This window comes from Escherichia sp. 93.1518, assembly GCF_013368915.2.
Lineage (GTDB): Bacteria > Pseudomonadota > Gammaproteobacteria > Enterobacterales > Enterobacteriaceae > Escherichia > Escherichia ruysiae.
Window position 1 is genome coordinate 20,451 of sequence record NZ_JABWMT020000007.1, and the last position, 23,251, is coordinate 43,701.

General features: G+C 54.8%; 26 protein-coding genes. 4 read left to right on the plus strand and 22 right to left on the minus strand.

Annotated features, from left to right (window positions below):
• Positions 1–69 precede the first annotated feature (69 nt).
• Positions 70–861: an SDR family oxidoreductase UcpA gene (gene ucpA, locus HEN21_RS06885; RefSeq protein ID WP_000517454.1), complete on the minus strand. Its 792-nt coding sequence runs from the start codon at positions 859–861 to the stop codon at positions 70–72.
• 229 nt (positions 862–1,090) lie between these two features.
• On the opposite strand from ucpA, the gene murQ reads away from it, so the two are divergent.
• Positions 1,091–1,987 carry an N-acetylmuramic acid 6-phosphate etherase gene (gene murQ / locus HEN21_RS06890; protein ID WP_001175639.1) on the plus strand — a complete coding sequence of 299 codons (897 nt, stop codon included), beginning with the start codon at positions 1,091–1,093 and terminating at the stop codon, positions 1,985–1,987.
• A 3-nt stretch (positions 1,988–1,990) separates the two neighbouring features.
• Complete coding sequence (gene murP, locus HEN21_RS06895) at positions 1,991–3,415, plus strand: PTS N-acetylmuramic acid transporter subunit IIBC (protein WP_176252325.1); 1,425 nt, start codon at positions 1,991–1,993, stop codon at positions 3,413–3,415.
• Positions 3,416–3,561: 146 nt separating this feature from the next.
• Here the strand turns inward: murP and yfeX are convergent, their stop codons facing one another.
• The 4 genes from yfeX to HEN21_RS06915 form a co-directional block, all read right to left on the minus strand.
• Entirely contained in the window at positions 3,562–4,461 is a 900-nt protein-coding gene (gene yfeX, locus HEN21_RS06900) for a porphyrinogen peroxidase (RefSeq protein WP_000084590.1), read from the minus strand.
• 95 nt (positions 4,462–4,556) lie between these two features.
• On the minus strand, positions 4,557–5,132 hold the full coding sequence (locus tag HEN21_RS06905) for an RpoE-regulated lipoprotein (RefSeq protein ID WP_000838931.1): 576 nt from the start codon (positions 5,130–5,132) through the stop codon (positions 4,557–4,559).
• A gap of 206 nt (positions 5,133–5,338) precedes the next feature.
• Positions 5,339–5,788 (minus strand): DUF2919 domain-containing protein, encoded by a 450-nt coding sequence (locus HEN21_RS06910; protein WP_010356932.1) that lies wholly within the window; start codon positions 5,786–5,788, stop codon positions 5,339–5,341.
• The gene (locus tag HEN21_RS06915) at positions 5,775–6,200 is read right to left on the minus strand and encodes a GNAT family acetyltransferase (protein ID WP_000406000.1); all 426 of its coding nucleotides are present in this window, start codon (positions 6,198–6,200) and stop codon (positions 5,775–5,777) included. Before HEN21_RS06915 ends, HEN21_RS06910 begins: the two co-directional genes overlap by 14 nt.
• 213 nt (positions 6,201–6,413) lie before the next feature.
• Here HEN21_RS06915 and amiA point away from each other — a divergent pair, with 213 nt between their 5' ends.
• Entirely contained in the window at positions 6,414–7,283 is an 870-nt protein-coding gene (gene amiA, locus HEN21_RS06920) for an N-acetylmuramoyl-L-alanine amidase AmiA (RefSeq protein WP_000102902.1), read from the plus strand.
• Between the two features lie 3 nt (positions 7,284–7,286).
• Positions 7,287–8,186, plus strand: a complete 900-nt coding sequence (gene hemF / locus HEN21_RS06925) for an oxygen-dependent coproporphyrinogen oxidase (protein ID WP_176252324.1) — start codon at positions 7,287–7,289, stop codon at positions 8,184–8,186.
• Between the two features lie 5 nt (positions 8,187–8,191).
• On the opposite strand, the gene eutR is transcribed toward hemF, so the two are convergent.
• From eutR to eutS, 17 genes are all read right to left on the minus strand, one after another.
• Positions 8,192–9,244, minus strand: a complete 1,053-nt coding sequence (gene eutR / locus HEN21_RS06930) for an HTH-type transcriptional regulator EutR (protein WP_000753695.1) — start codon at positions 9,242–9,244, stop codon at positions 8,192–8,194.
• A 45-nt stretch (positions 9,245–9,289) separates the two neighbouring features.
• On the minus strand, positions 9,290–9,778 hold the full coding sequence (gene eutK / locus HEN21_RS06935; RefSeq protein WP_010350327.1) for an ethanolamine utilization microcompartment protein EutK: 489 nt from the start codon (positions 9,776–9,778) through the stop codon (positions 9,290–9,292).
• A gap of 12 nt (positions 9,779–9,790) precedes the next feature.
• Positions 9,791–10,450, minus strand: coding sequence for an ethanolamine utilization microcompartment protein EutL (gene eutL, locus HEN21_RS06940; RefSeq protein WP_001111028.1), 660 nt, complete (start codon positions 10,448–10,450; stop codon positions 9,791–9,793).
• Between the two features lie 9 nt (positions 10,451–10,459).
• Positions 10,460–11,347: an ethanolamine ammonia-lyase subunit beta gene (gene eutC / locus HEN21_RS06945; RefSeq protein WP_016158746.1), complete on the minus strand. Its 888-nt coding sequence runs from the start codon at positions 11,345–11,347 to the stop codon at positions 10,460–10,462.
• A 20-nt stretch (positions 11,348–11,367) separates the two neighbouring features.
• Positions 11,368–12,729: an ethanolamine ammonia-lyase subunit alpha gene (gene eutB, locus HEN21_RS06950; protein WP_000769998.1), complete on the minus strand. Its 1,362-nt coding sequence runs from the start codon at positions 12,727–12,729 to the stop codon at positions 11,368–11,370.
• An 11-nt stretch (positions 12,730–12,740) separates the two neighbouring features.
• Entirely contained in the window at positions 12,741–14,144 is a 1,404-nt protein-coding gene (gene eutA, locus HEN21_RS06955; protein WP_105286696.1) for an ethanolamine ammonia-lyase reactivating factor EutA, read from the minus strand.
• The gene (eutH, locus tag HEN21_RS06960; protein WP_000512383.1) at positions 14,141–15,367 is read right to left on the minus strand and encodes an ethanolamine utilization protein EutH; all 1,227 of its coding nucleotides are present in this window, start codon (positions 15,365–15,367) and stop codon (positions 14,141–14,143) included. The genes eutA and eutH overlap by 4 nt, the downstream gene beginning before the upstream one ends.
• 116 nt (positions 15,368–15,483) lie before the next feature.
• A complete protein-coding gene (gene eutG, locus HEN21_RS06965; RefSeq protein WP_176252323.1) occupies positions 15,484–16,668 on the minus strand; it encodes an ethanolamine utilization ethanol dehydrogenase EutG in 1,185 nt (394 codons plus the stop codon).
• Positions 16,661–17,494 (minus strand): ethanolamine utilization protein EutJ, encoded by an 834-nt coding sequence (eutJ, locus tag HEN21_RS06970; protein ID WP_176252322.1) that lies wholly within the window; start codon positions 17,492–17,494, stop codon positions 16,661–16,663. The genes eutG and eutJ overlap by 8 nt, the downstream gene beginning before the upstream one ends.
• Before the next feature lie 10 nt (positions 17,495–17,504).
• On the minus strand, positions 17,505–18,908 hold the full coding sequence (locus tag HEN21_RS06975) for an aldehyde dehydrogenase family protein (protein WP_001075653.1): 1,404 nt from the start codon (positions 18,906–18,908) through the stop codon (positions 17,505–17,507).
• Between the two features lie 11 nt (positions 18,909–18,919).
• Positions 18,920–19,207, minus strand: a complete 288-nt coding sequence (gene eutN, locus HEN21_RS06980) for an ethanolamine utilization microcompartment protein EutN (protein ID WP_000762200.1) — start codon at positions 19,205–19,207, stop codon at positions 18,920–18,922.
• A 106-nt stretch (positions 19,208–19,313) separates the two neighbouring features.
• Entirely contained in the window at positions 19,314–19,607 is a 294-nt protein-coding gene (gene eutM / locus HEN21_RS06985) for an ethanolamine utilization microcompartment protein EutM (RefSeq protein WP_000387713.1), read from the minus strand.
• Between the two features lie 38 nt (positions 19,608–19,645).
• Positions 19,646–20,662: a phosphate acetyltransferase gene (gene pta / locus HEN21_RS06990; protein WP_000582954.1), complete on the minus strand. Its 1,017-nt coding sequence runs from the start codon at positions 20,660–20,662 to the stop codon at positions 19,646–19,648.
• Positions 20,659–21,462: an ethanolamine utilization cob(I)yrinic acid a,c-diamide adenosyltransferase EutT gene (gene eutT / locus HEN21_RS06995; RefSeq protein WP_176252321.1), complete on the minus strand. Its 804-nt coding sequence runs from the start codon at positions 21,460–21,462 to the stop codon at positions 20,659–20,661. Before eutT ends, pta begins: the two co-directional genes overlap by 4 nt.
• Positions 21,459–22,160, minus strand: coding sequence for an ethanolamine utilization acetate kinase EutQ (gene eutQ / locus HEN21_RS07000; RefSeq protein ID WP_016235248.1), 702 nt, complete (start codon positions 22,158–22,160; stop codon positions 21,459–21,461). Before eutQ ends, eutT begins: the two co-directional genes overlap by 4 nt.
• Positions 22,135–22,614 carry an ethanolamine utilization acetate kinase EutP gene (eutP, locus tag HEN21_RS07005; protein ID WP_176252320.1) on the minus strand — a complete coding sequence of 160 codons (480 nt, stop codon included), beginning with the start codon at positions 22,612–22,614 and terminating at the stop codon, positions 22,135–22,137. Before eutP ends, eutQ begins: the two co-directional genes overlap by 26 nt.
• A gap of 12 nt (positions 22,615–22,626) precedes the next feature.
• Positions 22,627–22,962, minus strand: a complete 336-nt coding sequence (eutS, locus tag HEN21_RS07010; protein ID WP_000356956.1) for an ethanolamine utilization microcompartment protein EutS — start codon at positions 22,960–22,962, stop codon at positions 22,627–22,629.
• Positions 22,963–23,251: the final 289 nt, after the last annotated feature.

The following is a 23,251-nucleotide window of genomic DNA, read 5'->3' on the forward strand; positions in this document are numbered from 1 at the left end:
TGATTTGGAAGTTGAAAAGGGAATAAGACGAAATCCTCCCCACACATGCAGGGAGGAAACAGAGGTGAATCAGATGCCGACGCTGACCGTCTCCGGCAGTGTGCTGCCACCATCGATCACATTCTGTGTACCGGTTAAATAACTTGATTCATCCGACGCGAGGAAGGCCGCCAGCTCGCCGACTTCCAGCGGATCGGCGAGGCGACGCAGCGGGATTGCTTTCGCCATTTCAGTCAGTACCGATTCTGGATCTTGCGGATTTGACTGGCGGGCAATACTTTCCGCCATTGGTGTGCGAACGTATCCAGGGCAGATTGCGTTAACGCGAATCCCCGACTGCGCGTACTCCACTGCCAGCGATTTGGTCAGCCCCACAATCGCCGCTTTTGTTAAGGCATACGCTGTTTCGCCCGGATCGGCCACCATATCGCCAGTGACCGAAGACATCATCACAATGCGACCATCTTTGCGGGCAATCATCTCCGGCAGCACAGCCTTCGTGACGTTCCACACGCCTTTAATATTGATATCAATATGGAAATCGCGATCGTCATCGCTCATTTCAAGAAAACTACCCAGACGGCAAACACCTGCGTTATTCACCAGAATATCAATGCGCCCTTCTTTTTCCTTCGCGCGCTTGATCGCTGCCGTAACTGACGCCGGGTCGCGTACATCAGCAATTACCGCCGTACAGCGATGACCACGACCACACAGCTCATCCGCCAGCTTTTCAATCTCAGGGGAGATATCCAGCAAGATTAGGTTTGCGCCATGACGCGCAAAGGTTCTGGCAATTCCTTCACCAATGCCTTGCGATGCGCCCGTAATCAGTGCTGTCTTGCCCGTGAGTTTACCCATTTCAAGTTTCTCCTTTTGAATACAGAGCATTACGCTCTATTGTCCCTACCATACCTGAATAACAGATCAATGCTGAGGAGTGGATCTAAATTCAGGAAAATCTTAAGTAAAATCTCCCATAACCACAACTCTGTCATTGTATGCATTCCCTGCTGTACATAATCAGGCAGGGAGATATGATTCACTCCATATGAAATTATTCGAAGGCAAATATTTAAGGTGATTGTATATGCAACTTGAAAAAATGATTACTGAAGGTTCGAACAGTGCCTCGGCTGAAATCGACCGCGTATCGACGCTGGAAATGTGCCGAATTATCAATGATGAAGATAAAACCGTTCCATTGGCCGTTGAGCGAGTACTGCCGGATATCGCAGCGGCGATTGATGTCATCCACGCCCAGGTGAGCGGTGGTGGTCGTCTGATTTATCTCGGTGCCGGGACTTCCGGTCGGCTGGGGATTCTGGATGCCAGCGAGTGCCCCCCAACCTACGGCGTGAAACCTGGTCTGGTGGTTGGTTTGATTGCTGGCGGCGAATATGCCATTCAGCACGCGGTGGAAGGCGCGGAAGACAGCCGGGAAGGCGGCGTCAACGATCTGAAAAATATTGCTTTAACGGCGCAGGATGTGGTTGTCGGTATTGCTGCCAGTGGTCGCACGCCGTATGTGATTGCCGGGCTGGAATACGCTCGCCAGTTAGGCTGCCGCACGGTCGGTATTTCCTGTAATCCCGGTAGTGCTGTTTCAACAACCGCAGAGTTTGCTATTACGCCAGTCGTCGGGGCTGAAGTGGTTACCGGTTCTTCGCGGATGAAAGCAGGTACGGCGCAGAAACTAGTGCTCAACATGCTCTCCACCGGGCTGATGATTAAGTCAGGAAAAGTGTTCGGCAACCTGATGGTCGATGTGGTCGCCACCAATGAAAAACTACACGTGCGCCAGGTCAATATTGTCAAAAACGCGACCGGATGTAGCGCGGAACAGGCGGAAGCGGCGCTAATTGCCTGCGATCGCCACTGCAAAACAGCGATTGTAATGGTCTTGAAAAATCTCGATGCCGCAGAAGCGAAAAAACGCCTGGCGCAGCATGGGGGTTTTATTCGTAAGGCTCTGGAAAAGGAATAACCTATGGCTAAAAAGATCAGCAGTGAGCTTCTGAACACCATTCTTACCCGCGTCGGCGGCGCGGGAAATATCGCCAGTTGTGGTCACTGTATGACGCGTCTGCGTCTCGGTGTGCATGACAGTTCACTGGTTGATCCTGATATCAAAACGCTGGAAGGGGTGAAGGGTGTCATTTTGACCAGCGATCAAGTACAGGTGGTATTTGGGTCGGGCAAAGCGCATCGTGCCGCAAAAGCAATGAGCGAGTTGTTGGGTGAAACACCTGTGCAGGATGCCGCAGAAATCGCCGCCCAGAACAAACGTCAGTTAAAAGCCAGACAAACCTCTGGCGTGCAGCAATTTCTCGCCAAATTCGCCACTATCTTTACGCCGCTAATTCCTGGATTTATTGCCGCCGGTCTATTGCTGGGGATTGCGACGTTAATTGCTACGGTGATGCACGTTCCGGCAGATGCCCAGGGAACGCTGCCCGACGCACTGAATTTTATGAAGGTATTCAGCAAAGGCTTATTCACCTTCCTGGTGATTCTGGTGGGCTATAACGCCGCTCAGGCCTTCGGCGGCACGGGTGTAAATGGCGCAATTATCGCCGCACTCTTTCTGCTCGGTTATAACCCAGCAGCCACCACCGGTTACTACGCTGGTTTTCACGATTTCTTCGGCCTGCCTATCGATCCGCGCGGCAATATTATCGGCGTACTGATTGCCGCCTGGGTCTGCGCCCGCATTGAAGGTATGGTGCGTCAATTTATGCCGGACGATCTCGACATGCTGCTAACCTCGTTAATCACTCTGCTGATCACCGCCACGCTGGCATATCTGGTGATTATGCCGCTGGGAGGCTGGTTATTCGAAGGCATGTCCTGGCTGTTTATGCATCTGAACAGTAATCCACTTGGTTGTGCTGTACTTGCCGGGCTGTTCCTGATTGCCGTGGTGTTTGGCGTGCATCAGGGCTTTATTCCCGTTTATCTTGCCTTAATGGACAGCCAGGGTTTCAACAGTCTATTCCCGATCCTTTCAATGGCAGGCGCGGGTCAGGTGGGTGCGGCACTGGCGCTTTACTGGCGCGCGCAGCCGCACAGTGCCTTACGCAGCCAGGTGCGCGGGGCGATTATTCCTGGTTTGCTGGGCGTGGGTGAACCGTTGATTTACGGTGTAACCCTGCCCCGCATGAAACCGTTTGTTACCGCTTGTTTAGGCGGCGCGGCGGGTGGATTGTTTATCGGGTTGGTCGCATGGTGGGGTCTGCCGATGGGTTTAAACAGCGCCTTTGGGCCGTCTGGCCTGGTGGCGTTGCCGCTGATGACTTCGGCACAAGGTATCCTTCCGGCAATGGCGGTTTACGCTGGCGGGATCCTGGTGGCATGGATTAGCGGGTTCATTTTCACCACGCTCTTTGGCTGCCGTAACGTCAATCTGGACTAAGCCGTAACTTAGAAACAAAACAGCCCGATACGCTACGCTTATCGGGCCTGCAGGTTAACTGCAATTTATTGAATTTGAACGATCATACAAGCCGGATAAAGCATTTACGCCGCTCCGGCAAGACGCTACAGGTGCGTGAGTAAAACTTACAGCGCCATCAGTTTGTCCAGCGACGGCGCGAAGTAATAGCCGCCAGTGACCGGTTTGGTGAAACGTAACATTGCGTCACGTTTGCCATCGGTATCGCCAAACATGCTCAGCAGCTGCTGCTCAATGTTGTGCAGACGTGCGCAGTAAGCGCAGAAGTACAGACCGTGCGTACCGCTGGCGGTGCCGTATGGCAAGCTCTGGCGAACAATCTTCAGCCCTTTGCCGTCTTCTTTCAGATCAACGCGGGTCAGGTGCGAGGTTTCCGGGCGTTCGTCGCCGTCAATCTCTTCGTTGGCTTCTTTAGTACGACCGATCATCATCTCCTGATCATGAACGCTCATACGGTTAAGCTGCTTCAGGTTATGTTCCCAACGCTGTACAAACACGTAACTACCGCCTGCATCCACGCCGTCTTTGATAACCGCCACTTCGCGACGCGTCTCTTCACCCGCCGGGTTTTCTGTACCGTCAACAAAGCCGCTCAGGTCACGTTCCTCAACCCAACGGAAGCCGTGGATCTCCTCTTTCACTTCAATGCAGTCACCAAAGGCTTCCATCGCCGCCTGGGCGACAGAGAAGTTTACGTCATGACGCAGAGAAAGAATGTGGATCAACACATCAAACTGGGTCGTTGGCGCAAGACCTTTACCGTAACCCGGGAAATCTTTCAGCTCTTCGGCACCCACGCCGCCGCTCAGAGCACGCCAGGTGTTGTTGCCAAAGGCAACCACCGCGCCGAGATGCGCATCCGGGAATTTTGCTTCAAAGGTTGCCAGTTTATCGGCAAAGGTTTTACTGGCCGCACGCAGGGCATCAACTTCCCCTTTAACGTTGGCTTCAATCCAAATCGCTGCGCGGCAATGTTCTGGCAAAATGCCACTCTGAACCTGAGACATTGTTCCTCCTGAAAATAAGAATGCCACGCAATCCGTGGCATTGTTGGGCGCTATCTTACGTGTTTTTTTGCGGCGGCGGTTTGTTCAGACGCAAATTAACGCCGCCAGATAATTTTACTGACTTTCCAGTTTTTCAGGGTATCGTCTGAAGGCATTAACCCTTCAGGACCACTCCACTCACCGCTGAACTGGTAGCTAATATGTTGGCTGCCTTCGGCTTTACATTCCACAGCACGATTATCATCACCGTCGGCTTTTTGGCAATTGCCAAATGCTTTGCTGTAAAGGTCGCTAAACGGTGTTCCGATTTTAACACCCGTGTCAGCAGGAATATCGCTATCAAGCACATCAATGCGGCTGATTGTGCCCTGATCGCCATTAATCACCATCGCCACGTTGTCGCCTTTCATTACTTCGAAAAAGCGCACAACATTACCGTTCGCAGTTTTCATTCCGCTGCGCAGGCGATAATCACCATCAAGCGCATCGGCAATGGCTTGTTCTTGTAGCGGCGTAGACGCCGTTAATTCACCCACCCCCTGCTCGCTCACTTTGGTGGACGACCCAAACCAGTTCCACGGGTTAGCGGCAGACCAGTTAACTGACGACATGGTGGAACAGCCGGTCAGCATCAACGGCATAGCGCATAACAATAAACGCAGCGATTTCATGTCACTTCCTTTGGTTATTCAATAACGTTGCTTGGAGTGCAAATTTGCAAAAAAGTGCCGTTAGAAGCTGATGACAAACACAGAATTGCCTGATGCGCTACGCTTATCAGGCCTGTTTTTTCCTGCAATGTATTGAATTTGCGAAAATTTGTAGGCTGAATAAGCCGTTCACGCCGCATCCGGCATAAACAAAGCGCGCCTCTGCGCTATTCTTTTTCTTCATTAAAACAGGCACGTAAGCGTCGATTGGTCAAAAGCCAGATTAACGCCACAATATCTGCCACCACCAGCGCCAGACCGATACCGCTAACAGATTCACCGTTCAGCCACAGCCACGGTTGCCAGCAAAGCAAAACGAACTGCGCCAACAGCAACAGAAAATAGAGCACATGCCAGATACGGGGAAACGTAGCCCGCCGACCACTCAGCAAAAACGCCAGCACCGCCGGAATGCCGGGAATCAACCCCAGCCAGAAATTATCGTGATCGGGATAAAACAGATTCAGCAGCGCAGTCCCCTGCTCGCGCGATGCACCGGCAATCACAAACAGTACCCAGGTTCGCGCCTGTAGCAAAAGCACAATCCAGAAGAGAAAAGGTAAACGCAGGCGTCCGTGCGCATCATAATGGACAGGATGAAACTCAGTACTCTTCATCTTCAATCAAACGCTTACCCAGACTCAGCACATCGGCGTGTTCATATCCCAGACGTTCATACATCCCAAGCACCATGTCGTTATCTTCCGGCACGTTGATCTGAATTTTCGGGCAACCACGAGCAATCAGCTTTTTCTCCAGCCGATTAAGCAGCGCATTGGCAATCCCACGCCCGCGAAACTCAGGATGCACGCCAAGATAATAAGCAGATCCGCGATGCCCGTCATAACCCCCCATCACCGTTCCGACCACTTCACCGTTCACCTCAGCGACCAGAAACAAACTGACGTCATGGTTCATCTTGCGCTCGATGTCCATTTCCGGATCATTCCACGGACGCAGCAAGTCGCAACGCTCCCAAAGGGTGATGACCTCTTCGAAATCTTCCTGGCGAAATACGCGTATCTCCATGGTATTCGTTACCTTTTTGCGGGTTAAAAGGGTGATTATGGCGTGAACGGTTGAATTAGCCAATATCTGACGAAAATCGGTTGAAAAAGTGGCATAATGGGGAGTTGTCAACTATTGAAATGAAAAGTAAAACAATTCTCAACAGCAAACGGTCGTAACGGATTACGCGATACGATATAACATCTGGAACTTTATTATTACAACTCAGGCCGTATGAGCACTTTTAAACCACTAAAAACACTCACTTCGCGCCGCCAGGTGCTGAAAGCCGGATTGGCTGCCCTGACGTTGTCAGGAATGTCGCAAGCCATCGCCAAAGAAGAACCTTTAAAAACCAGTAACGGACATAGCAAGCCAAAAGCCAAAAAAGCTGGCGGCAAACGTGTCGTTGTTCTCGATCCAGGCCACGGCGGGATTGATACCGGAGCGATCGGTCGCAACGGTTCGAAAGAAAAACACGTGGTGCTGGCGATTGCTAAAAACGTCCGTTCCATTTTGCGCAATCATGGCATTGATGCGCGTTTAACGCGTTCTGGCGATACGTTTATCCCACTGTACGATCGCGTTGAAATCGCCCATAAACATGGCGCGGATCTGTTTATGTCAATTCACGCCGACGGCTTTACCAACCCAAAAGCCGCTGGTGCATCAGTCTTTGCCCTCTCTAACCGTGGCGCAAGTAGTGCGATGGCAAAATATTTGTCGGAACGCGAAAACCGTGCCGATGAAGTTGCCGGGAAAAAAGCGACTGACAGGGATCATCTATTGCAACAAGTGCTGTTTGATCTGGTGCAAACAGATACCATTAAAAACAGCCTGACGCTCGGCTCGCATATTCTGAAAAAGATTAAGCCGGTGCATAAACTGCACAGCCGCAACACCGAACAAGCCGCGTTTGTGGTGTTGAAATCGCCGTCGGTTCCTTCGGTGCTGGTGGAAACCTCGTTTATCACCAACCCGGAAGAAGAGCGACTGTTAGGCACGGCGGCGTTTCGTCAGAAAATCGCCACAGCGATTGCTGAAGGCGTGATCAGTTATTTCCACTGGTTCGACAACCAGAAAGCACATTCGAAAAAGCGATAAGTTATGAAACCCGACGCACACCAGGTTAAACAGTTTCTGCTCAACCTTCAGGATACGATTTGTCAGCAGCTGACCGCCGTCGATGGCGCAGAGTTTGTCGAAGATAGCTGGCAGCGCGAAGCTGGTGGCGGCGGGCGTAGTCGGGTGTTGCGTAATGGTGGAGTTTTCGAACAGGCGGGCGTTAACTTTTCTCACGTCCACGGTGATGCGATGCCGGCTTCCGCCACCGCTCATCGCCCGGAACTTGCCGGGCGCAGTTTTGAGGCGATGGGCGTTTCGCTGGTCGTGCATCCGCATAACCCGTATGTCCCCACCAGCCACGCGAATGTGCGCTTTTTTATTGCCGAAAAACCAGGCGCCGCTCCTGTCTGGTGGTTTGGCGGTGGCTTCGACTTAACCCCCTTCTATGGCTTTGAAGAAGACGCCATTCTCTGGCACCGCACCGCCCGCGACCTGTGCCTGCCATTTGGTGAAGACGTTTATCCACGTTATAAAAAGTGGTGCGACGATTACTTCTACCTCAAACATCGTAACGAACAGCGCGGCATTGGCGGGCTGTTCTTTGATGACCTGAACACACCAGACTTCGACCACTGTTTCGCCTTTATGCAGGCAGTAGGCAAAGGCTACACCGACGCATACTTACCGATTGTTGAGCGACGTAAAGCGATGGCCTACGGCGAGCGCGAGCGTAATTTCCAGCTCTACCGTCGCGGGCGTTATGTCGAATTCAACCTGGTATGGGATCGCGGCACGCTGTTTGGCTTGCAAACCGGCGGGCGCACCGAATCAATCCTGATGTCAATGCCGCCACTGGTACGCTGGGAGTACGATTATCAACCGGAAGAAGGCTGCCCGGAAGCGGCGTTGAGCGAGTTTATTAAGGTCAGGGATTGGGTATGATTTCCTCACCCCAACTCCTGCATCCGCTGATGCAGCGTCAGTGATGGCTTCTCGGCAAACAGTTGCTGATAATCCGTGGCAAATTGCCCCAGATGCCAGAATCCCCACTGCATGGCGGCGTCTTTTACCGTTGTGCTTTGCGACCACGGGCTTATCAGTTCGCGGCGCACAGCGTTCAGGCGAATGCGTTTCAGCCACGCGTTCGGGCCGATGCCTAAAATAGCGTGAAACGCGTTTTGTAGCGTGCGGCGACTGACATGCAGTTGATTGCACAAGTCCAGCACAGTCACCGGTTCGGACATGTTTTCCAGCACATATTCGCGGGCGCGGGAAAGCAAACGGCGGTAACTCTGATGACTAATGCTTTCCGCCGTCACCATTGGCTGCGCTTCTTCCAGCATCGCCCCCATCGCCAGCAGCAAATTGTCACCCAGCACTTTACGTACCGCAGGCTGATGCAAATTCTCGGGATTCTCGCAAAATGTTGCCAGCGCCTGCTGGACAAAGCCCCACAGCGCGGCTTTATGCTGCTCTTTCACTTCAAGCGCCGACTGGCTACGCAGCATATGTAATACCCGATCAGGATTATGCAAAAAGTTAGCCTGCCGGGTAATGACATCTTCAGAAAGCACCACGCCAAGAATGGTGTAATCGTCCGGCGTACTTAATTCAAACTCGGTGCCACCAGGGCGTGTGGCAATTTCTGCGCTTCCCAGACATTGCGAACCGATAAATCCCTGTTCGCCACGCGTCGCCGGAATGCCAAACCAGAAAGAGTTCGGCCAGACCAGGCACGACTGACGCAGCGCCAGACCGGTGTATTCACGGAAAACCTGAATATCATCAAGCAGGATTTCCGTAAATTCACCATGAAACTTGCCCGGATGGAGCTGATCGTAAATCTGCTGCCAGGCGGTAATCGTTAAAGCATGTTCATAGACATCCGTTGTCTGTCGTTGATGAACATTATCCACTTCGACCTTCGGCGTGAGCTTCAGGTTTTCGGGTAAGGGTTCATGATAAAGATGGTGCAAATTGGCTGTACGGGTCTTTTTCATGATGTTAATGCCGGATGTTGTATGACATCCGGCACCTCCGACAGGTTAATGGGGCTTGAGACGATAACGACTACTGCGTTTACGCAACGTCCCGGCAGAAAAGAGCTGTTCGAGCGCATTTCTGGCTTTTTCCAGCGGCCAGCCAAAGTGGGCAGCCACTTCTCCTGCCGTCATTCCCTGACGTACTGATGTTAACAGCGCCAACAACTCGTCAGCAGATCCCTCGGCAATAGCGGACGCGTCAGGTTGCTTCGGCTGGCGGTTAAAGCCAGTAACCAGCCACTGGGTGTCATCATCAGGCCGACCGATTTCCTTACGGCTGATGACGCGCCCGGTACGCATCGCGGCGGCACAACCTGCGTCCAGCGCCGCACGACACGCCGCCAGATCACCTTCCACCACCAGCGTTAAGCGACCAGGGTCAAGCACTTCGTGACTGAGCAGACGCACGTTAGCCGCTTTCAGCATGGCATCTGCCGCATCTATCGCGGCGACCATGCCGTCCACTTCCAGCAATCCCAGTGCATTGATCATCGGCAACCTCCGTTACGCACGCTGGATTGGATTACGCGCGATTTCCAGCACGGCATCGGTAAAGGCGTTGCAGGCTGCTTTACACGCGGCCTGGCTACCGGTTAAAAATGCCGCTGAATAGTTGGTTTCTGACGGTGGCGGGACATAGGTCACCAGTTGCACGTCGGCAGATTTCAGCGCCGCATCAATGCCGTAGGTCGCTTCCAACGGCGGTGCCACCAGATACGCCAGCGGATCACCGAGCGTAATTCCGGCGGTTGATGAGAGATAAGAGCCGGTACGCGAAACCACATGAGCGAGGAATGCGGTGTCTTGCTTATCGTTCGCCCACTGGAACGCCGCGCCATTTTCAATATGCGCAACCATCGCATCCAGACCGGCACGCACTTCCGCCGGGTTTGGCCCACCAAGCATAATCAACACTTCACCGGCAGTCGGTGACGGACCGTGCGCCGCTCCCGCATACAGCGAGCGGCCATAAACCACTTCCACCATCGCCTGTTTGGTCGCTTCGTCAGCCGCAATGTAGGTAACATCATCAGAGTCGGCGGAAATCAGCCCGAGACTACGAATATGCGGCGGCAATTTCAGTTCACGCGCAAAATCAGCGTTAACGGAGGCAATCACCCGCATGGCGGTGACCGACGGTCGAATCAAATCTAAAGCTGGCATGATGCCTCCTTATCGGGTCATGTTGATGCCGGATGCTTTCTGCTCCAGCATACGTTTCGCCAAATCCACAATGACGGCTGCGGCTTCAACCGGCGGCGTACCGCCCTGGTGAATGTTAGAGATACAGGTGCGATCGGCCTCAACGGTGGTCGCCATACGCGGTGAGTAAACGGCGTAGCAGGAAAGACTTTCCGACTGTCCTAACCCCGGGCGTTCGCCCACCAGCAGAATCACCACTTTCGCGCCGAGAAGTTCGCCAATCTGGTCCTCAATCTTCACGCGACCATAACGAACAAAGAACGGCGTACCGACTTTCAGTCCCGCATGTTGCAGACCCGCCATCAGCGGCGGCAGGATCTCTTCGTAGTTCACGGTGATGGCATCAGTTGACAGGCCATCGGAGACAACGACCTGTACGTCCGGATTAGCAACGCACTGTGCTTTCAGGGCTTCAACGGCTTCCGCACACAGACGACGCCCCATGTCCGGGCGAGTCAGGTAGAGATTTTTGTCGCTGATTTCAGAGCGTACTTCCAGCAGCCCCTGCGCTTTCACCCACTCTTCCGGCACTTCTTTCAGTACGGTGTCTTTCGAACGCGAGTGGTCGGCCAGGAAACGCAGCAGAGCCTGAGTACGCGGACGCGGACCGGCACGACCGGTACAGACGCGAGCCACGGTGCTGCGACGCAGTTCCGTCAGGACGTCTGCGCGATGCGGATTTTCCACGCCAATCCATGCCTTCGCTTCAGCGGAACCTAAATCCAGCGCGCAGCTTTCAGAGGTCACCGGCGCAGCGCACGATGTGGTGGCGCATTTGGTTTCCGCTGGCGCGGCATCCGCCTGCCCCATTGACGCCATCACGCTGCGTACAATTTCTTCAATCTGTTTTTGATCCATGATGTGTTATCTCCGCGTCATCAGAAGAACAGTGACGGATCGCCCGCCCGTTTGGTCAGGCGACCGTTTGCCATAATGCCCATGCTTTCCAGCCAGCGTTCAAACTCCGGTGACGGACGCAGGTTAAGTAACTGGCGCACTGTGGCAGTGTCATGGAAGGCGGTGGTCTGATAGTTGAGCATGATGTCATCGCCCAGCGGCATCCCCATGATGTAGTTACAGCCTGCGGTGGCGAGCAGGATCATCAGGTTTTCGTTGAGGTTCTGGTCAGCGTCAGCGTGGTTGGTGTAGCAGCAGTCACAGCCCATAGAGATGCCGCTCAGCTTGCCCATAAAGTGATCTTCTAAGCCCGCGCGGATAATCTGTCGGTCGTTGTAGAGATACTCCGGCCCGATAAAGCCGACCACGGTGTTGACGATAAACGGATCATAATGACGCGCCAGCCCGTAGTTACGCGCTTCCATCGTCACCTGATCTGCGCCGAAGTTCGCGCCAGCGGAGAGCGCAGAACCTTGTCCGGTTTCGAAGTAGAGGCAGTTTTCCCCAGCAATACGGTTGAACTCAGCCCCCACTGCGCGGGCTTCGTCAAGCATCGCCAGTTCCACGCCAAACTCTTTCAGCCCTTTTTCGCTGCCGCAGATACTCTGGAAAATCAGCCCGCCCGGCGCGCCGCGACGAATCGCTTCTATCTGGGTGGTGACATGCGCCAGCACGCAGCCCTGGGTTGGAATATTGAATTTGTCGATCACACCGTAAATGGTATCCAGCACACGGCTTAAGTTTTCCACGTCGTCCGTCACCGGGTTGACGCCAATCACCGCATCGCCTACCCCAAAGGAAAGCCCTTCGTAGATTTGCGCGGCGATACTTTGCACATCGTCACGGGTATCATTTGGCTGCAAACGGGCGCTGAAAGTGCCTGGGATACCGATGGTGGTATTGGCCTTTTTGATTACCGGCATTTTCTTCGCGCCGTAGATCAGATCCGCGTTGGAACAAATCTTCGCCACCGCTGCGACCACTTCCGAGGTCAGCCCTTTGCGGGTAAAAGCAATGTCGTCCACGCTGGTCTCGTCGCTCAGCACATACTCGCGCAGCTCGCTGATACTCCAGTTTTTAATCTGGTTGTAGGCCGTTTCGTTAACGTCATCCTGAATCAGCCGCGTGACGCAGTCCTCTTCATAAGAAATCACCGGATTATTGCGGATATCCGCTACCGTCATTTCCGACAACACCTGCTTTGCCGCCACGCGCTCCTGCGAGCTTGCCGCAGCAACGCCCGCCAGCACATCCCCCGAACGCAGTTCGTTGGCTTTAGCCAGCACCTCTTTTACATCCTTAAACTGATATACATTGCCGAACAATGTGGTCTTTAGTTTCATAAGTCGTTCCCTCAGGAAGGAAATGCGAGTGATTTCACCGTCACCGGCACAACCGATCCGCCAAAAAGAGGCGTACCAATGTCGATATAGTCCCCCGCGCGGACAATCACTTCATCAATGACTGCCAACGGGAGTTGTTGTAGCTGTGGGCGCAATAACATACCCAGAGCTTTACCAAAGTCCTGCCCGGCTACCACCAGCAGGGGATGCGGATTCGGAAAACGCGCGACGAAATCGACCAGCGCGTTGATGACCGTCAGTACCGAGGCGTAACGCACCGGAAGCCCGATGGGAAGCGCCAGCACGTACGCGTCAGTTTTGGGGCAAAGATCAAGCTGAATCAGCGCCTGTTGCCAGGCATTCACCAGATCCGTTTCATCAATGGGGATCGCCACCGGCAGATTGCGCAGCGGCAGTTGTACGCCCTCCAGCCAGATAGTGCTGCCCGAGAGCGAAAGGGTATGCGCGCCCGCGCCAATCACCGTGGCGCGCACGGTTTGCGCCGGAAACTGCACATTCATTTCACGCAGGCGGGGATGCTCATGCAGCGCCGTTGCCAGAAGCGGGCCAATATCGGCAAAACAGAACGGGTCAGCGGGCTGGTGGCGATAACATTCGCCAACTCCGCCGGAGAGCGTAATGATTTCGGGCGTAACACCTGCCGGCAGCAAACCGGTTTGCATCAATGCCTGCGCGAGCGGCGAGAGCGTTCCGTCAATCACTTCGACAATCAGTTCTGCCATCCGCCGGGTGACCTGCACCAGCTGCGCGCCAGTCAGCGAACGGGCGTCGGTGCCTGCGCCGAAGCACTCATCCACAATCATCTGCCCCGGTTTATGGGCGTAAACCACGCGTCCCTGGCTGTCGGTTTCCAGCAGGCGACCGCCGACGTTCAGGCAGGCAGTCCCGCTGATTTTTCCAGCTTCGAACAAGGCGTAGTTCGCGGTGCCGCCGCCGATGTCGATATTCAGTACCCGACACAGCCGTTGTTCAGAGAGGGTTTGCGCCCCGGCACCGTGGCCTGCAATCACCGATTCGAGATGCGGTCCGGCGCTGGCAACCACAAAATCGCCCAGCGACCGGGAGAGCGTCATCACCGCCGGACGGGCGTTGCGGGTTTTCGCGCTTTCGCCGGTGATGATGATGGCGCCGGAATCGACGCTTTCCGGCGCGATGCCCGCAGCCTGATATTGCTCGAGGATTAAGGTTTTCAGTTCCGCTTCTTTTAAACCGCCCTGTTTATCGACAGGGGTAAAGAACACCGGGCTTTGCCAGCTAATTTCGCGTTTGATAAATTCGTAGCGCGGCACCTGCGACACCGCCGCACGGTTAACCAGTTCCAGATGGGAGAAGATCACCTGAGTGGTAGTGGTGCCGATATCGATACCGACGCTCAGTAGCTGGCGAGTGCTCACGATTGCGCCTCCGCTGCGTTTTTAGCCGTTGCTGCATCGTCTTTTGGCACCAGCATCATCGCCACGCCAATCGCCGTGACGCCGCCAATCAACTTGCCGACAATCATCGGGAAGATCATGGCGTTCATGTTGGCAGCCGCGAAGCCTAAATGGTCGCCCAGGGCGAAGGCTGCGGAAACGGCGAAGGCGCAGTTGATCACTTTGCCGCGAGTATCCATCTGCTTCATCATGCCGAACATCGGGATATTGTTGGCAAGCGTCGCCACCATGCCTGCTGCCGCGATATTATTCATATTCAGCACTTTACCGACGCTCATCAGCGGTTTTTCAAACCAGCGGGTCAGCAGCAGTACCATCGGATACGCGCCAAGCAGGACGCAGGAGATCGAGCCGATAACTTCAATGGCGCGCATCACTTCGCCAGGTTTATCACCAGGCGCCATAAAGATCGGATCAAGACCGGGGATCAGTTCCCAGCCAAGCAGGAATTTCACCACCGCAGCGGCAAGACCGAGGGTGATTAATGCAACGAGAAATTTGGCGAAGATCTGGAAGCCGTTGATCATTTTTTCCGGGATGAACTTCAGCCCCAGCGCCACCAGCACCGCAACGATTAGTACCGGGATCATGTTCATCAGGATCAGCGCAAAGGTGAACTCCACAGGCTGACCGTTGATCTGTACACCGGAGTACATTGCCACCAGGCCACCGGCGATACAGCCAATCGGAATGGTCACAATGCCCGCCAGCACACCGAGCGCCAGGTAACGACGATCTGAGGGTTCGATAATGCCGAGCGCCACCGGAATGGAAAACACAATCGTTGGCCCCATCATCGATCCGAGAATTAACCCAGAGTATAGCCACGCTGCTACGTCACCGCCTGCCAGCTCTTTGGCAAGGAAGAAGCCGCCCATATCACACGCCAGCAGTGTTCCGGCAAACATGGAAGGGTTTGCGCCGAGCATTTCATAAACGGGGATGATTACCGGCCCAAGTACATGCGCCAGTACCGGTGCCAGCGCGGTCATACCGACCATCGCCAGACCCAGTGCGCCCATTGCCATAAAGCCTTCTTCGAACTGCCCGCCGGATCCTTCGATGCTTTTACCGAACTTACCGAGGAAACGAGCAGAACCGCCGAACTGCGACAGGATCCTGTCTACGGCCGCTATCAGCATAAAGAACATCATGATGTACATGATGATTTCGTTAATTCCCATCGCCTTTACTCCCTGTTAGTTGTTATTTATTGGCGGATGCGGCGTGAACGCCTTATCCGCCCTACCTGTGCAATCCCGTAGGCCGGATAAGACGCGGCAAGCGTCGCATCCGGCATTTATTGTGCTGCTGCGTACAGGCCGACAATCTGTTCCAGGCTGGCGGTACGCGGGTTGCTGCGCAGACAAATATCTTCCAGCGCGGCCTGTGCCCATGCGCCGTAATGCGCAGATGTCGCACCAACATCGCCCAGTCGTTTACCAATCCCAACTTCCGCAATCAGCTCACTAACCGCGTTAATAGCATCACGCTCGTCGGATTTTTTAGTTCGCAGCGCCCTGCCTACCTGGCTAAAACGTTCGCGGCATACCATCCGGTTAAACTCCATCACCGTTGGCAGCAGCATGGCATTCGCCAGACCGTGCGGAATATGCAGCGCCGCCCCCGGCTGATGCGCCATCGCGTGGCATAACCCAAGCCCCGCACTGGAAAACGCCATTCCCGCCATGCATGATGCGAGCAACATACTTTCGCGCGCGGCAAGGTCGTGCCCGTAACCCACCGCTTTCGGCAACGATTTACCAATCATCGCAATGGCGCCAATCGCCAGACTGTCGGTAAACGGTGTAGCGTTCAGCGCGCTGTACGCTTCAATGGCATGGGTTAACGCGTCGATGCCGGTCATCGCCGTCACATGCGACGGCACGCCTTCGGTTAGCGCGGCGTCGAGGATCGCCACATCCGGCATCAGCGAGGCATGTGCTAACACCTGCTTGCGCCCGCTCACCGCGTCGATAATCACCGTTACGTTGGTCGTTTCAGAGCCGGTTCCGGCGGTAGTAGGAATGGCTATCAGCGGCAGGCGCGGTTGCAGAACGCGGGTTTCTGACATCTCTGCCAGCGTGCTATCGGGGTTCGTCACCAGCAACGCCACGGCTTTCGCCGCATCGAGCACCGATCCACCGCCAAACGCAATCACCCCATCACCCCCCGATTCACGCAGTTGCGCTACAGCCGCACACACGTCGGTAATGCACGGTTCGCCCACCGGACATGGCCAGAGCGTCATGGCGATACCTTTTACCGCCAGGCTACGCGTCAGCCCAGCGGTCATTCCCGCCTGATGCAAAAAGCTGTCTGCCATCACGAACAGATGTTTCAACCCGCGCGTTTGCGCTTGCTGTCCGCAACTGCTCACCGCGCCCGAACCGCAAAGCGTCACCGGTGGAACGCTAAATGTTTTTACCCGTTGCAGATTCAGGGTATCGAACGCCTGAAAGAGCGCCGTTTGCAATTCATGCATAGATCCCCTCCGCCTTCTCTCGCCCGCTACTGGCAATCGCCAACGGGGTCATAAACAGACTGTGCTGCGGTAAATGCACCTGTAATGCCGGGAATTGTTTGCGAAACAGTTCCGCCACGCCCGGTTGCATACAGGAGCCGCCTGCCAGCCATAAATCAGTAATGCCCTGCCCCGCGATATGCCGCGCGACAATGTCCGCCATTTTTTCGTACACCGGTTTCACCGCAGGCCAAATCTCTTCGCCGTGACCCCGCTTGTACTGCTCCGCCTCTTCCAGCGGAATACGACGATTTCCGGCGAGAGTCAGAGAGATGTGATGCCCGCCGGTGGCTTCATCCGCCGAGTAGGTCACTTTGCCCTGTTTCACGATGGCAATACCGGTGGTGCCGCCACCGATATCCACTACGCCGGCGTTATCCAGTTGCAGCAAATCCGCCACCGCCGTTGGCTCATCCAGCACATGGCTCACTTCCAGTCCGGCAGATTCCAGCACGTTGATGGAAATACGCGGGTCAGTACCCGGAGGAAATGACGTCGCCGCATGGCTAAAACGGCGACCGAATTGCCGCTCGAGGGTGTCGAGATGGCGACGAACAATGGTGACTGCACCAAAGAAATCCCAGACGATGCCGTCGCGAACCACATCAGCCCAGTCGAGGCATACCGCCACCGGCTGACCTTCGCGGTCAACAACCATCGACACCACATCGCAGGTGCCCAGATCCACCCCCAGCCACAGCGGAGATTCCGTCGCGGCGGGCGTCTGGTTACACAGCGTTGCCGCTGTTTGCAGACGTGGGGTGAGCCATTGTTCGTCGTGCGCCATCGGTTACTCCTTAAACAATGCGAAACGCATCGACTAATACACAACGACGCAGACGGACAAACGTCCGTGCGCTGGTTACCCCTTCACCGGTTGGCGTGGTGATGGTCATGGTGGTCCAGCCTTCCCCACCCAACCCCAGCCCGGCAATGCACGGTCCGTTCTTGACGAAAATGCTGGTATCAATGGCGTTCGCCATCTGGTTCATATTGTCGATGTTGCGCGAGTGCATTGCCGCCGTGTGGTGGCAACCGCCTTCCAGTTTCACCGCCAGCGCAATGGCATCCGCCACGTTGGCGACACGCACCACCGGCAGCACCGGCATCATCAGTTCGGTCACGGCAAACGGATGTTCTGCGGTGGTTTCCACAAACAGCAATCGTGTTTCTTGCGGCACGTTCAGGCCGATTGCCGCCGCGATTTTCGCCGCATCGCGACCTACCCAGTCACGGCTGACGGTGCCTTTTCCACGCTCGTCGATATTTTTCAGCAACACCGGTTGTAGCTGTTGCGCCTGCTCTGCGGTCAGTTTCACCGCGTTCTGGCCTTGCATCAGACGCATCAGTTCATCGGCTACGCTATCGACGACAATCAGTACCTTTTCATCGGCACAAATAATGTTGTTATCGAAAGAAGCGCCTTTGACGATGGACTGAGCGGCACGGGCGAGGTCAGCGGTTTCATCCACCACCACCGGCGGGTTGCCAGCACCTGCGGCAATCAGACGTTTATTGGTGTGTTTACGCGCCGCTTCCACCACCGCCTCGCCGCCGGTCACCACCAAAAGGCCAATGCCCGGAAACTTAAACAAGCGTTGCGCGATTTCGATATCTGGATTTGCCACAGTCACCAGTAAGTTTTCTGGCCCGCCTGCGGCGACAATCGCCTGGTTGAGCAGCGTAATCGCCCGCTGAGAGACTTTTTTCGCCGCCGGATGCGGGGCAAAAATGACGCTGTTGCCCGCAGCAATCAGGCTGATGGCGTTATTAATCACGGTTGCCGCCGGATTAGTGGAAGGCGTCACCGAAGCCACCACGCCCCAGGGCGCGTTTTCAATTAACGTCAGGCCGTTGTCGCCCGTCAGCACCTGCGGAGAGAGGCACTCTACGCCCGGCGTACCGCGCGCCTGAGCAACGTTTTTGGCAAATTTATCTTCAACGCGACCCATGCCTGTTTCACTGACGGCAAGTTCCGCTAACTCTCTGGCGTGTTTTTCGCCTGCTTCACGAATGGCAGCAATGGCTAACTGGCGCATCGCCACGCTTTTTAAGCCTTGCTGGGCAACTTTAGCTGCCGCAACGGCGTCATCCAGGGAAGCAAAAACGCCCATTTCATGAATGGCGGCGGACGGCGCGTCACTGCTTTGCATTTTCAGCAGTACCGCTTTCACCACCTGTTCAATATCCTGTTGATTCATGATGTTCTGCCTTATTTGTGGAAAATTACCTGACCGCCAGACACCACTTCATCGACGATGCCAATCACGCACAGATCGACCGGTGACGTTTCGCTTTTATGCGCCTGGCGGGCGGAACTGCCGCTCACCAGCAACACCCACTCCCCGGTTCCCGCGCCAATATTGTCGATGGCGACGGCACACTGCCCGTCAGGATTTCCCTGTGAATCAATCATTTCCACCATCAGCAATTTGTCATGCGCCAGCCCGTGATGGCGTACGGTACAAACAATTTGTCCAGTGACGACTGCCAGTTTCATACCCGCCTCCGTGGCGTATTTCAGGTAAAAGCTCCCCCTACCCTCCGTGGAAGGTAAAATGAAAAAGGAGAGAGCGTGACGCCCGAGTCGACGTCACACAGGGTGATTACAGGTTGCTGCTGTCGCCTTTCAGGCCGATCGGGAAGACTTCTTCCAGGTCACCATGAGGACGCGGGATAACGTGGACAGATACCAGCTCGCCAATACGCTGTGCCGCTGCGGCACCGGCATCGGTCGCCGCTTTACAGGCTGCAACATCACCGCGAACCATTGCAGTACACAGGCCGCCGCCAATCTGCTTCACGCCGACCAGTTTGACGCGCGCAGCTTTCACCATCGCGTCAGAAGCCTCAATCAGTGCAACCAGGCCCCGGGTTTCGATCATTCCTAATGCTTCCATTGTGTTTTCCTCTTTATAAGGGTCCAGAACGGGACCGTTCATTCAACCAGTGTTTGTAAACTGCTTTCGCGGTTCACTTCTGTCTGGCGCGGTACGGCTGCCACCAGCGCCAGCTCGATAATTTCCTGCACGCTACAACCACGAGAGAGATCGTGCAGCGGCGCGGCAAGTCCTTGTATCAACGGTCCGACGGCACGATATCCGCCGAGTCGTTGTGCGATTTTGTAGCCAATATTTCCTGCCTCCAGCGACGGAAAAACCATTACATTCGCTTTGCCCTGTAGCGGGCTGGCAGGTGCTTTTTGCGCCGCGACATCCGGCACGAAGGCGGCGTCAAACTGCAACTCGCCATCCACCACCAGCTGTGGCGCGCGTTCCCGGACGATTTCGGTCGCCTGCTGAACGTTAGCAACGCAAGGGTGACGGGCGCTGCCGTTGCTGGAAAACGACAGCATCGCTACGCGCGGCTCTTCTCCGGTGATAGCCCGCCAGGTGTCGGCGCTGGCAAGGGCGATATCCGCCAGTTGCGCTGCCGTCGGCTGTGGCACCACGCTACAATCGGCAAAGCCCAACGCGGGGCCGCTGTACTGCGGCAGCATCAGGAAAATGGAGGAGAGCGTTTTACAGCCCGGCTGCAAACCAATAATGCGTAATCCGGCACGCAGCACATTCGCCGTGGAAGAGAGGTTGCCCGCGATACAGACATCCGCTTTACCGGTGCTGACCATTGCGGCGGCGAACATCAGCGGGTCGGTGAGTTTATCCAGCGCGTCCGGCGGCGTTTTATCGCCTGCACGGGCGAGCCAGCGATGGGCAAATTCTTCTCGCATTGCGAGGTTGCCATGTGGATCAATCACCTGCAGCCCGTCCATCGCCACGCCGTGACTGAGCGCAAACTGACGAAGTTCAAACGGATTGGCGACCAGAACAGGCGACGCCAGACCTTGTTGATGTAAATATTGCGCGGCTTTCAGTACACGCTGGTCTAACGCGTCCGGAAATACCACTCTGGCGGGCGCTCGCAACGCCAGTTCACGACAACGTTCAATAATCATTGCGTTTCTCCCAGTCGTTGTTGGATCTGCTTCACCGTTAGCGGCTGCTTCGTCACGCTCAGGATCATCATCACGTAAACCGTGCTGGAAAGGCGGTTCAGCGCCTGCAAGATGTCCGGGCGTAATACTTCAAAACTGCGGGTAATAAACACCTGCGCCGCTACCGTCTCGGTTTCACGCACTTTGGTGCGTAGAAGATTCAGCAACGCCGCATCGCGTCCGTGGCTGGCTTCCGGCACCAGATGATCGTGGTCGAGATAACGCAGCGGCTGATGGGAAAGCCGATGCAGGTCTTCGTCAGAAAGCCCGACAATCGCCTGGCAGCCCAGCGGTTCTCCCAGCGCATCGGCGCGCATAATGTTGCCAAGACGCGAACGGATATCCGCCGGCCACGGCTGCCACGGTTCCGCCAGTTCAATTTGCAGCCACACGGCCAGCGCAATGGTGCTGTCGAGAACAGCGCGAAAACCGAGGCGCGGATCGCTTTTAGCGACCATTTTTTCCGCCGACAGGTGGGTCAGCGTATCCGGCTTTTTTGCCACCGGCTGGTGGCACAGTTCGCAGCACGCCTGCGGATGTTCATCGCTACTGGTCAACCCGTGAACGCGTTGCGGCTGCTGTTGTTCATCGTCAACAAACAGGCTGCCCTGCTCGTCAATGAACTTGATGCGCAGATGGCGGCTTTCCAGTAACTCCCGGGCAGAGGGCGTCAGGCGACTGTGCGCAGGGAGATGGATCTCTGCGCCTTCGCTGAGCGTATGGTTCGCTCTTAGCCATGCTTCGGTGATGAAATCTTTCATAGGGATTGCCAGTTCGCCGGCCAGGCGACATACAGGAATTTCACGCTGGATGTCGTACCAAATTCGATGCTGGAGCCTTTCGGGATAAACATCACGTCACCTGCTTTGGCGATCATGGTTTCGCCTTCGTGGCGAACGTGCAGTTCACCTTCCAGTACCATGTCGATTTCGTCGTAGTTCAGCTTCCACGGGAAGAAGGCGTTATCCCACTGCATAAAACCCGCAGCCATGCTGCTGCCGTCATCTCCGGTAACCAGATCGGTCAACCCGACGCATTGAGGTTCCGCGCCGTCAAAACGACCAAACTTCACGCTACCGCCATCAATAACTTTGATGCCGCCTTTGCCGGTCACTGATTTAAAGCTCGGCTGCATTGCGCCCTGCTCCAGCGACTGCTTTTCCTTCATCACTTTTTCCATCAGCTGCGCAACCAGGCTTTCGGTAAACTGGCCTTCTGGTAGCTGGGCGATGATGGTTTCGCGGATACGCTGGCTTTCGGTTTTATCGGCAGGCGCGCTGGCAGGAACGGACGCCGTTACCGGTGTCGATTCATCGCATTCGTTGATGGTAAACCCCAGTAGATCCGCTACTTCTCGCGCTTCCGGGGTGATAATGCTGGCGCGCAGAACCACGGACAGTGCCTGTTCGCCGCGCGCATGTGCTTCACGAATATCATTCGCTGTGATGAGTTTTTTCACCTGCTTCCTCCTGTTCGGTGAGAGATGCCAGATAATCCACCAGTTGCTGCACGCTTTGCGGGTCGTGGCTGTTTAACTCGAAAATCGACTCTTCAAAGCCAGTCTCGCGCAATAACTGTCGCGTTGCGGCGACGTCAGCATCCGGCATGTCCGTTTTACTGATGACGGCGATTCGCCGTTTAGTGACGCCAATATCCAGCAACCCGGCAGGTAATCGACTTTCCGGGTCATTCGCGCCATGGACATATATCAGCATGTCCACATCCTGTAGCGTGGTAATTAAGGCGTGATACCAGCGGGGATGGCTAAAATATTCACCTGGCGTATCAATATCACCCTTATCATTAAATTCCACAGCCTGCGTTTTTCGCGCGAGGGTATAATCTCCCTGCAACGCATTAAATAACGTTGTCTTTCCGGCTCCGACAGCACCCACAAACGCAATTCGTTTCATGAATGCCTCGCATTAACTTTTGGTCATTTCACAAAGCGTATAATTTAATAAGCGCCCTAAACCGCTGACAGTTTGTGATAACGCTTCTTCTACCGCGCCCACCGAGCCATAAATCACCAGCGCGCCGCTAAAACGGTCAAGAAAACCGATATGCACATCGGCGGCTTTCAGTGCTAAATCGCCGGCGATCATCGCTGTTTCACCGGGAGTTAGCGTCATAATGCCGATTGCGCCAGCATCGGGAACACCGATTTTCTTCGCCAGCTCCTCGCCGGGATGCGCAATTAAATGCGCCAGCGTGACCTGTTTACCGGGAACAAATTCCTGAATGATGCGTTCTTTATCCATGAGTCGCCGCCTGTGAAAAATCTGGCGCTATCGTGACAATTTTTCGTCAGAGTAAATAACAAAATTCGGCAAGGGAGTTTAAAAGGTGAGGTAGATCACTAAGAATGGAGAGATATTTTATCTAATGCATAAATTTTCATGTACAGCACATGAATATAATTAAATTGATATTGATTTATTTTTATAGGGCGCGCTTTATTATTCGAAAAACAAGTAATAATCCCTTCTGATATATTGCGATAAACCGCTTACCCTGAATATTCAGGGTAAGCGTAAGAGTTAAGAAAGA

Bases quoted from the DNA above. Each gene is read 5' to 3' on its own strand.
- ucpA (WP_000517454.1), bottom strand. From the start codon at position 861: ATGGGTAAACTCACGGGCAAGACAGCACTGATTACGGGCGCATCGCAA.
- murQ (WP_001175639.1), top strand. From the start codon at position 1,091: ATGCAACTTGAAAAAATGATTACTGAAGGTTCGAACAGTGCCTCGGCT.
- murP (WP_176252325.1), top strand. From the start codon at position 1,991: ATGGCTAAAAAGATCAGCAGTGAGCTTCTGAACACCATTCTTACCCGC.
- yfeX (WP_000084590.1), bottom strand. From the start codon at position 4,461: ATGTCTCAGGTTCAGAGTGGCATTTTGCCAGAACATTGCCGCGCAGCG.
- HEN21_RS06905 (WP_000838931.1), bottom strand. From the start codon at position 5,132: ATGAAATCGCTGCGTTTATTGTTATGCGCTATGCCGTTGATGCTGACC.
- HEN21_RS06910 (WP_010356932.1), bottom strand. From the start codon at position 5,788: ATGAAGAGTACTGAGTTTCATCCTGTCCATTATGATGCGCACGGACGC.
- HEN21_RS06915 (WP_000406000.1), bottom strand. From the start codon at position 6,200: ATGGAGATACGCGTATTTCGCCAGGAAGATTTCGAAGAGGTCATCACC.
- amiA (WP_000102902.1), top strand. From the start codon at position 6,414: ATGAGCACTTTTAAACCACTAAAAACACTCACTTCGCGCCGCCAGGTG.
- hemF (WP_176252324.1), top strand. From the start codon at position 7,287: ATGAAACCCGACGCACACCAGGTTAAACAGTTTCTGCTCAACCTTCAG.
- eutR (WP_000753695.1), bottom strand. From the start codon at position 9,244: ATGAAAAAGACCCGTACAGCCAATTTGCACCATCTTTATCATGAACCC.
- eutK (WP_010350327.1), bottom strand. From the start codon at position 9,778: ATGATCAATGCACTGGGATTGCTGGAAGTGGACGGCATGGTCGCCGCG.
- eutL (WP_001111028.1), bottom strand. From the start codon at position 10,450: ATGCCAGCTTTAGATTTGATTCGACCGTCGGTCACCGCCATGCGGGTG.
- eutC (WP_016158746.1), bottom strand. From the start codon at position 11,347: ATGGATCAAAAACAGATTGAAGAAATTGTACGCAGCGTGATGGCGTCA.
- eutB (WP_000769998.1), bottom strand. From the start codon at position 12,729: ATGAAACTAAAGACCACATTGTTCGGCAATGTATATCAGTTTAAGGAT.
- eutH (WP_000512383.1), bottom strand. From the start codon at position 15,367: ATGGGAATTAACGAAATCATCATGTACATCATGATGTTCTTTATGCTG.
- eutG (WP_176252323.1), bottom strand. From the start codon at position 16,668: ATGCATGAATTGCAAACGGCGCTCTTTCAGGCGTTCGATACCCTGAAT.
- eutJ (WP_176252322.1), bottom strand. From the start codon at position 17,494: ATGGCGCACGACGAACAATGGCTCACCCCACGTCTGCAAACAGCGGCA.
- HEN21_RS06975 (WP_001075653.1), bottom strand. From the start codon at position 18,908: ATGAATCAACAGGATATTGAACAGGTGGTGAAAGCGGTACTGCTGAAA.
- eutN (WP_000762200.1), bottom strand. From the start codon at position 19,207: ATGAAACTGGCAGTCGTCACTGGACAAATTGTTTGTACCGTACGCCAT.
- eutM (WP_000387713.1), bottom strand. From the start codon at position 19,607: ATGGAAGCATTAGGAATGATCGAAACCCGGGGCCTGGTTGCACTGATT.
- pta (WP_000582954.1), bottom strand. From the start codon at position 20,662: ATGATTATTGAACGTTGTCGTGAACTGGCGTTGCGAGCGCCCGCCAGA.
- eutT (WP_176252321.1), bottom strand. From the start codon at position 21,462: ATGAAAGATTTCATCACCGAAGCATGGCTAAGAGCGAACCATACGCTC.
- eutP (WP_176252320.1), bottom strand. From the start codon at position 22,614: ATGAAACGAATTGCGTTTGTGGGTGCTGTCGGAGCCGGAAAGACAACG.
- eutS (WP_000356956.1), bottom strand. From the start codon at position 22,962: ATGGATAAAGAACGCATCATTCAGGAATTTGTTCCCGGTAAACAGGTC.